This is a genomic window from uncultured Sphingomonas sp. (assembly GCF_913778135.1).
Classification (GTDB): Bacteria; Pseudomonadota; Alphaproteobacteria; order Sphingomonadales; family Sphingomonadaceae; genus Sphingomonas.
Map to the genome: position 1 here is coordinate 1 of NZ_CAJYVU010000027.1, position 5,890 is coordinate 5,890.

Annotated in this window: 6 protein-coding genes; 2 read left to right on the plus strand and 4 right to left on the minus strand. The window is 68.1% G+C overall.

Translation table 11 applies throughout. The annotated features are described in order from the left end of the window. Positions 1 to 629, minus strand: a 629-nt coding sequence (locus QZ847_RS02810) for a TadE/TadG family type IV pilus assembly protein (protein WP_294352879.1), incomplete at its 3' end; no start/stop codon positions are given. 243 nt (positions 630 to 872) lie between these two features. Beyond that, positions 873 to 1,304 carry a DUF2147 domain-containing protein gene (locus QZ847_RS02815; RefSeq protein ID WP_294352882.1) on the minus strand — a complete coding sequence of 144 codons (432 nt, stop codon included), beginning with the start codon at positions 1,302 to 1,304 and terminating at the stop codon, positions 873 to 875. A 137-nt stretch (positions 1,305 to 1,441) separates the two neighbouring features. Between QZ847_RS02815 and QZ847_RS02820 the strand changes: the two genes are divergently transcribed. Then, positions 1,442 to 2,755 (plus strand): Nramp family divalent metal transporter, encoded by a 1,314-nt coding sequence (locus QZ847_RS02820; protein ID WP_294352883.1) that lies wholly within the window; start codon positions 1,442 to 1,444, stop codon positions 2,753 to 2,755. Between the two features lie 68 nt (positions 2,756 to 2,823). Then, the gene (locus QZ847_RS02825) at positions 2,824 to 3,918 is read left to right on the plus strand and encodes an MBL fold metallo-hydrolase (protein WP_294352885.1); all 1,095 of its coding nucleotides are present in this window, start codon (positions 2,824 to 2,826) and stop codon (positions 3,916 to 3,918) included. Here QZ847_RS02825 and QZ847_RS02830 read toward each other — a convergent pair. Together QZ847_RS02830 and QZ847_RS02835 are read right to left on the minus strand one after the other, a co-directional pair. Next, entirely contained in the window at positions 3,899 to 4,624 is a 726-nt protein-coding gene (locus tag QZ847_RS02830) for a hypothetical protein (protein ID WP_294352886.1), read from the minus strand. The two genes, QZ847_RS02825 and QZ847_RS02830, sit on opposite strands and share 20 nt — an antisense overlap. After that, entirely contained in the window at positions 4,621 to 5,829 is a 1,209-nt protein-coding gene (locus tag QZ847_RS02835; RefSeq protein ID WP_294352887.1) for a toxic anion resistance protein, read from the minus strand. Before QZ847_RS02835 ends, QZ847_RS02830 begins: the two co-directional genes overlap by 4 nt. Positions 5,830 to 5,890: the final 61 nt, after the last annotated feature.

Sequence of the window (5,890 nt, forward strand, 5' to 3'; positions counted from 1 at the left end):
CCGACGTTGGCGGTGATGTCGTACATCACGAACCCCAGCGCCAGATCGTCGCGCTGGTCCGCACCCTGGTACAGGATGTCGAGGAAGCTGCGCGACGCGTCCTTCAGTGCGGTGATGCGCGTCACCGCGGCGGCGCCCTTGCTTGCAGGCAGATTGGTCTTGAGCGATCCGGTATTATCCAGCACCATCATGATTTCGAGCGGGTGCGGCTGGATTTCGGCGGTGGCGACCGCGGAGATCTTCTGCTGTTCGATGCCGAACGCGCGCATGAACGTCATGGGAATGTCGACGCTCGCGGTCACGCTGGTCTGGTTGCGCTTGTTCACCGTGGCGAAGGTTGGCGTCAGGACCAGCCCGGTCGACCCCATCGTTTCCCGCGGGAAGTTGCCGTAGAAATAGGCATCGACCTGCGCCTCGCGCGAATTCGGCACGTCGCCGGTGACCGCGTAGGAACGCGCGCCGGCGAGTGCCGCGGCATCAACGCCCGCTTGCAGCGCCGACTTGGCGACGTACATGCGCCCCATGTCGATCGCGGAGCCGAGCGCGGCGATCGCCGGCAGCAATCCTGCGGCCAGCATCGGCAGCGCAGCACCCTTGGTATGGCGCAGCACGGTGCGCAAACTACGCATTCAATATCCCCTTTGGCCCGATTATGGCCACGCGGAGATGAAGTTGTGGTAAAAGAGGACAGGATCTCTGTCTGAATTAGACCAAGGAAGGCTCGCCTGCGTAAGTCCGCGTTTTCGCCGGGCGCGGCGCCGGTGAGGTGACTGCTGCGAGAGGAGGCACCGGCAGCAGCGTGCCTGCAGCTTCACCATGCGCCAGCGCACGAGCGTGGGCGCATCCCCCGGTGGAGCGGTCAGAGTCGCGCGTCAGCGCGCCGGGCGCCAGGTCTGCGTCTGGCACAGGAACGCAATACAGCCCTGCACCTTCAGCGTGCCGTCGGAGTTGCGGCTGACGATCGACTTGTACGTCTTGCCGTTGCGCGGGTCGTAGATGCGCCCGCGCCAATCGTCGCCGGCGTCGGCGAACTCGGACAACACCGGCATGCCGACGATCGGGCGGCTGCGCAGCGCCTTGTCCTTGTTGTTGACGTCGGTCGCCGCCGCGCCCGGCGTGTGTTTCAGCACCCGCACGATCCGCCCGCAGGTCTTGCCCCCGCACGGCCCGACCTCGACCAATGCCGCGCCGTCCTCCGTCACATAGCGGCCGCTGATCGGCTGCGCGGCGTATGCCGGCGCGGCGAGAGCGAGCGAGCCGGCGAGGGCGGTCAGGATGGCTGCGGGGGCGCGAAGCGTTGTCATGGCACCTTCTTGCGGCGGGGCGCCTGAACACGCAATGGCCGAAACGGCGCTTGTCGCCGCGCGGCAACGAATGCTTACGTCGATGCGAGGCGTATAACGCGTTGAACCGGGCGCGCTTCTCCCGCATGGCAGACACGATGTCGTCACCGTCGCACTCGCCCGCCCGATCGCTGGCCGACAGCTACGCCTCGATCCGGGTGCCCGAGGACGCGGGGTTCTGGCGTACCATGCTCGCCTTCGTCGGGCCGGGCTGGCTCGTTGCGGTCGGCTATATGGACCCGGGCAATTGGGCGACCGACATCGCGGGCGGCTCCGCCTTCGGATACCTGCTGCTCTCGGTCGTGCTGTGCTCCAACCTGATGGCGATCGTGCTGCAGGCGCTCGCCGCGCGGCTCGGCATCGGTGCGGGACACGACCTGGCGCAGGCATGCCGCGCGCGCACGTCGAAGCCGGTCAGCATCGCGCTGTGGCTGCTCGCCGAGATCGCGATCATCGCCTGCGACCTCGCCGAGGTGCTGGGCACCGCGATCGCCTTGAAGCTGCTGTTCGGCCTGCCGCTCGTCTGGGGCGTGGTGCTGACCGGGCTCGACGTGTTCGTGATCCTCGCGCTCCAGCGCCGCGGCTTCCGCCAGTTGGAGGCGTTCATCGCCGCATTGCTGGTCGTGATCGCGGTGTGTTTCGGGCTGGAGCTGATCTGGGCGCGGCCCGACTGGGTCGCGGCGGCGGGCGGGCTGATCCCGCAGGCGGAGGTCGTGACCAACCCCGCCGCGCTTTACATCGCGATCGGTATCCTCGGTGCGACCGTGATGCCGCACAACCTCTACCTTCACTCTTCGATCGTGCAGACCCGCGCGTACGGCGAGGCGGAGGCGGGGCGGCACCGCGCGCTGAAACTCGCCACGATCGATTCAACGGTCGCGCTCGGGCTCGCCTTTTTCATCAACGCCGCGATCCTGATCCTCGCCGCCGCCGCCTTCCACACCGCCGGGCGCACCGAGGTGGCTGAGATCGAGCAGGCGCACGAACTGCTCGCCCCGATGCTGGGCGTCGGCGGCGCCAGCGCGGTGTTCGCGATCGCGCTTCTTGCCAGCGGGCAGAACTCGACCGTCACCGGCACGCTCGCCGGGCAGATCGTGATGGAGGGGTTCCTCGATCTGCGGCTGCCGGTCTGGCTCCGCCGGCTCGTCACGCGCGCGCTCGCGATCCTGCCCGCGGTGCTCGTCGTCGGCGCGTCGGGCGACAAGGGAGCGGGCGAGCTGCTGGTGCTCAGCCAGGTGATCCTCTCGCTTCAGCTACCCTTCGCGGTGATCCCGCTCGTCGCCTTCACCGCCAACCGCGGTTACATGGGCAGCTTCACCGCGCCGCGCTGGCTGTCGGCGCTCGCCTGGGCAATTGCGGCGGTGATCCTAGGGCTGAACGGTTATCTGCTGTGGGGAATGGCGGCCGGGTGAGCCGGGTTTGACACGCCGGCGACGGTGACGCAGCAGCGAAGGTTTGTGTTTAGAGCTGCGCGACCACGATGATCCGACGCCTTTCAGCCCTTCTCCTGCTCGCCGGCTGCTCGGTGCCCGCGATCACGCCCGGAGAGCTGCCGCGCAGCGATCATTTCGACGGACGCCGTTTCTTCAATCCCGACGGCGAGCAAGGCAGCGGCGGCGACGCGAAGAAGGGGCCGGTCGGGCTGGTGGAGAGCCTGTTCTCGCGCGCGCACAGCTGGCCGATCGTGCCGGTCACGCCGACGCGCCCGCCCGCGCGCGTCGAGGGAGAGGCCATGGCGGTGACGTGGATCGGCCACTCGACCGTGCTGGTGCAGACGCGAGGGTTGAATATCCTGACCGACCCGGTCTGGGCGGAGCGATCCTCGCCCGTGCAGTTCGCCGGACCCCGGCGCGTGCGCGAGCCCGGCGTCCGGCTTGCCGACCTGCCGCGGATCGACCTCGTGCTGCTCAGCCACGACCATTACGACCACCTCGACACCGGCACACTCAAGACGCTGTTCGACCGCGACCATCCGCTGATCGTGACGGGGCTGCGCAACGACGCGCTGCTCGCGCGCTACGACATCAAGGCTCAGGCGCGCGACTGGGGCGGGCGCGTTGGCTTACGCCCCGGCATCGACGTGATCGTCACGCGCGCACATCACTGGAGCGGGCACGGTGTCGGCGACCACGACCGCGCGCTATGGAGCGGGTTCGTCGTCACGCTGCCGGGCGGCAACCTGTATTTCGCGGGCGACACCGGGCCCGGCGACATGCGCTGGGCGGTCGAGGCGCGCCGCTACGGTCCGGTGCGGTTCGCGCTGCTGCCAATCGGCGCCTACCATTTCACCGGCGCGGAGACAGGCAACCACATCGGCCCAACGCAGGCGGTCACCGCGTTCGAGCAGCTTGGGGCGGCCTACGCGCTGGGCGTTCACTGGGGCACGTTCGAGTTGACCTCGGAGGGCATCGACCAGCCCCGCATCGAGCTGCACCGCGCACTGGAACGCGCGCACATCCCGCTCGATCGCTTCCGCACGACCGAGGTCGGTCAGACGTGGATGAGTCTGCCGTCCGCTGGGACTGATCAACCGTCGCGCGTCACGCCTCACCCCATTATTCGCCCTGGTATTTGATCTCCAGGAAGCGGCCGCGCGTCGCCAGCGCGTCCAGGTCGCCCTGCGCCAGTTGCTCGCTCATCTCGCCCAACTCGCGCTCGATCACGCCCAGACCGTCGGCGAGCTGCTGATCGGGCGTCTTGCCGTTGCGCGGCGTCGAGCGAAGCCCGGCGGGCACCTTCTGGTAATCGCGCACGAACTCGGGCAGCTGTTCGCCGACCAGCCGACGTACCTCGGCAGCAGCAGGCGCATCGTCGTCCAGCGCGCCGATCTGCGCGCCGAGTGTGTCGAGCTGTGCGCCGATGCGGTCGATCACCGGCACCGCGGGCGCGGGTAGAGCGGGGCGTTGCGCGTCGAGCCAGCGCGCCGTCGCGGCGGGCAGCGCCTTGATCTCGCTGCGTGCGATCCGCTCAGGCGTCGGCACCGGCGTGGCGGGCGCAAACGCGATCGCCAGCGTCACCGCCAGCATCAGCATCATGACCGCCAGCGCGCCGAACATGCCCAGCGGCATCACGATCCCGCCGAACAGCGCCGCCGCGATCAGGATTGCGGCGTTGGCGAGCGCGATCAGCGTCGCGCGCTGCTTCACGCCCCCGCGACCGCCGCGTGTCGGCCGGCGCTGCGTCTGCACCACGCCGCCGCCGCTACGCATCCGATCAACCGCACGGCGCGCGTCGGCGATCGCCTCGTCGGTCGAGGTGGCCGGCGGGGTCGGTCCGCTCACAGCGCCTCCAGCTGGAACTGATCGGCCGGCCCGGAAACGCGGTTCTGCGCCGCACCCTCTGCACGCGCGATATAGCCCTTCGACTTCTCGACCTCGCTGCCCAGCGTCGTGACCGTCGTCTTCATGCTGTCGAGCGCCTTCAACTTGAAGTCGTCGATCGCGTCCATCGTGTCATAGATGTTCTGGAACGCGCGCTGCAGCGTCTCTAGCGGAATCGTCGACGCTGCTGCCTGCTCATGGATGCGCGCGGTGTTGGAGCGCAGCAGCTTGCCGGTCGAATCGATGATGTTGGCAGTCGTCGTGTTCAGCTGCGTGATCTGTTCCAGCACCAGCTTCTGGTTGGTCAGCGCCTGCGCCACCGTCACCGCGGTGCGCAGCGCCGCGACCGTCGTCGTTGACGCGCGGTCGACGCCCTTGATCAGCTCGACATTGTTCTTCTTGACCAGGTCGAGTGCCAGGTAACCCTGCACCGTCACTGCCATCTGCGTCAGCAAATCTTGCGTGCGCTGGCGGGCGTAGAACAGCGCCGTCTCGCGGATCGCCTTCGCCTTCGCCGGGTCGGTCGTGTCGAGTTCGTTGGCCTTGTCCTCCAGCCGCGCGTCCATCGTCTGCGACAGGTGGATCATCTGCTCCAGCCGCCCCATCGCGGTCCACAGGTTCGCGCGTTCGGTATCGATCGAGGCATTGTCCATCAGCAGCTCGTCCTTGCCCGACGACAGGCTCTTCAGGATCGAGCTGATGTGTGTTTGGCTGGATTTGTAGCTGTCGAAGTAATTGCGCATCTTGTTGCCGAACGGGATGATCCCGAACAGCTTCTGCGGCGCGGTCAGATTGCCTTTCTTGCCGGGATCGAGGTCCTCGACCACGCGGCGCAGCTGCGCCAGGTCCTTGCCGACGCCGTCGTCCTTGTCCATCGCGCGAACAGGGCGATCGAGGAAGCGGTTGGACTGGCCGGCGGCGTCGCGGATTTCCTTCTGCCCCATGCTGGTGATCGCGTCGACGCGGCGCCCGAACTCTGGGCTGTTCACGTCTTCTGCGATCAGCTGTTCGACGAAGGTATCGACGCGCGTTTCGAGCTCGGTTCGCGTGCCCTGGTCGACCGGCACCAGCCCCGCCGCCTTCGCGGGCGCGACCTGCGGCACGGGATCGGGCGGGGTGAGCACCAGCTCCTTCTCGGCCGTCATCGTTTCGGGCGTCGTCGCCATCGCATCCATCCTTCTCGCCCGCACCCGCGCGAGCCAACCGTGAGCCTGACCGCGAAGCCGC

What these genes read in the sequence shown, in the direction of transcription:
- QZ847_RS02815 (WP_294352882.1), bottom strand. Translation starts at nt 1,304, where the DNA reads ATGACAACGCTTCGCGCCCCCGCAGCCATCCTGACCGCCCTCGCCGGC.
- QZ847_RS02820 (WP_294352883.1), top strand. Translation starts at nt 1,442, where the DNA reads ATGTCGTCACCGTCGCACTCGCCCGCCCGATCGCTGGCCGACAGCTAC.
- QZ847_RS02825 (WP_294352885.1), top strand. Translation starts at nt 2,824, where the DNA reads ATGATCCGACGCCTTTCAGCCCTTCTCCTGCTCGCCGGCTGCTCGGTG.
- QZ847_RS02835 (WP_294352887.1), bottom strand. Translation starts at nt 5,829, where the DNA reads ATGGCGACGACGCCCGAAACGATGACGGCCGAGAAGGAGCTGGTGCTC.